We start from the raw sequence: 1,838 nt of genomic DNA, 5'->3' as shown, positions 1-1,838 counted from the left end.
ATAGGTCATGAGACGGCCCGTCATGCGCAAATGCACGGCCAGGCGCAGGCCTTTCATGGCGCGTACATCGGCATCTTCCGCCTTTGCCGGGTCAAGCAGCAGCAAAACCAGCTTGCCACGTCGCGTCACATCGGCGATGCGGCATCCCCGCAGCCGCTGCAAGGGCAGGCTCAGGGGATGAAGGCTCGTGGCACGCAAGACCTGAGCATCAGCAATAACGCGGCCCTGCACATGGGGACGCAGGGTACGGACAACAGTCTCCACTTCCGGCAGTTCTGGCATGATCGTCCTCTGATTCGGCAAATGACATTACGTAAGTATAAGGCGCGCCCACCGCATGGCAAGATTGAACAGCAAATGCCCATAAAGGAAAAACCCGCTTGCGCGGGTTCATAGTCACAAAATACCGCGCCAGGCGGGTTATTTTTCTGAAAGATAAATATCCAGCAGACCTTCCGGCGGATCAATAATGACAGCCGGGGCTTCCAGATCAAAGCCCGCAATAAATTCGGGCCGTGCAGGAAAGAGCACCTCGCGGTCGTCATCGGTCATGATGACCCAGACCTCAAGACCGGCGGGATACTCAAAGTGGTCGAGCCTGCCCAGACGTTTTCCATCCGGCAGAAAAACGTCGCCGCCCAGCAGGTCTTCCAGATAGACTTCGTCATCTTCCGGTTCGGGCAGGGCCTCGCGTTTGGTCAGCAGTTTACAGCCGCGCAGCCCTTCAACGGCGTTGCGGTCAACCACGCCTTCAAGCAAAAGCAGCGGACGCCCCTTGTGGCTGCGCACAGCCACCTGGCGCACGCGACGCGGTTCGCCATCGCCCGCCTGAAGCCAGAGCGGGGTTGTCAAAAGCAAGGGGGAGTCCGCATGCCAATCGATGCAGATCTCCCCTTTAATACCGTGGGGTCGCGCAAGCGTACCCATATGAATCCAGGAATCGGCCATAACTTCCTGACGCTACTCCAGTATTTCCAGCACAGTGCGTTTTTTGCACTTGATGGAAGCGGCACTCAGAATAGTGCGCATGGCTCTGGCCGTGCGCCCCTGCTTGCCAATGACCTTGCCCAGGTCTTCCTTGGCAACCTTGAGTTCCAGCACGGTAGTCTGCTCACCTTCCACTTCGCTGACCTGCACCTCGTCGGGGTGATCCACCAGGGACCGGGCAATATATTCGATCAGGGCCTTCATTATACACCTCCAAAGGGGCCTGCACCGGGGAATACCCGGAACAGTAAAGGCCGTGCGCAGTGCCGATTTGCCCATAAACGGCCATCCCCGCCATTTTTTACGATATGCGGGAGGCCGCAGGGCATCTGCCGCCGTGGCGGAAGCTTAGCGAAATGCGCTAGGCCATGTGTTTTTTGATCAGGGCGCGGACGGTGTCCGTAGGCTCAGCGCCACGGGCCAGCCATTCCTTGATTTTGTCCGCATCGAGCTTGACTTCAACCGGATCAGTCATGGGATTATAGTAGCCCAGAAACTCCAGCGGACGGCCATCACGACGGGTTTCGTCGGTGGCGGCCACTACCCGGTAGAAGGGGTGCTTTTTGCTGCCGAGGCGGGTCAATTTCAACTTTACAGCCATGAGTCCAACTCCCTTTGAGGTGTTATGTTATCGTTGCGCCCGGGAAAGGGCAAGGGCGGAAAAGCCCTGGCGCAAAGAGGTGTTGCCGCTACGACGGCGCTCCTTGCCGCGAAATGCCTTATTTTTTCTTGCGCTTCTGGCGCTCTTTTTTCTTGCGCTTTTTAGCCGCAGCCGATTTGCCGGAACCGGAGCGCCCGCCGGGCATGCCTTCCATTCCGGGCAAACCACCCATGCCGGGCAGGCCGCCCAT

At 58.3% G+C, this 1,838-nt stretch carries 4 protein-coding genes; all 4 read right to left on the bottom strand.

Translation table 11 applies throughout. The annotated features are described in order from the left end of the window. Positions 1 to 282: DNA-formamidopyrimidine glycosylase family protein (locus V6C16_RS12290; protein ID WP_333543330.1), on the bottom strand; the 282-nt coding region annotated here is incomplete at its 3' end. A gap of 138 nt (positions 283 to 420) precedes the next feature. Beyond that, the gene (gene rimM, locus V6C16_RS12285) at positions 421 to 948 is read right to left on the bottom strand and encodes a ribosome maturation factor RimM (RefSeq protein ID WP_333534804.1); all 528 of its coding nucleotides are present in this window, start codon (positions 946 to 948) and stop codon (positions 421 to 423) included. A gap of 12 nt (positions 949 to 960) precedes the next feature. Beyond that, positions 961 to 1,194 carry a KH domain-containing protein gene (locus V6C16_RS12280; RefSeq protein ID WP_333534805.1) on the bottom strand — a complete coding sequence of 78 codons (234 nt, stop codon included), beginning with the start codon at positions 1,192 to 1,194 and terminating at the stop codon, positions 961 to 963. 154 nt (positions 1,195 to 1,348) lie between these two features. After that, positions 1,349 to 1,588 (bottom strand): 30S ribosomal protein S16, encoded by a 240-nt coding sequence (gene rpsP / locus V6C16_RS12275; RefSeq protein WP_012625424.1) that lies wholly within the window; start codon positions 1,586 to 1,588, stop codon positions 1,349 to 1,351. Positions 1,589 to 1,838 lie beyond the last annotated feature (250 nt).

It is taken from the genome of Desulfovibrio sp. 1188_IL3213, from assembly GCF_036763145.1.
Classification (GTDB): Bacteria; Desulfobacterota; Desulfovibrionia; order Desulfovibrionales; family Desulfovibrionaceae; genus Desulfovibrio.
The sequence above is the reverse complement of the archived record's forward strand: the minus strand, read 5'-3'. Positions and strand labels throughout refer to the sequence as shown.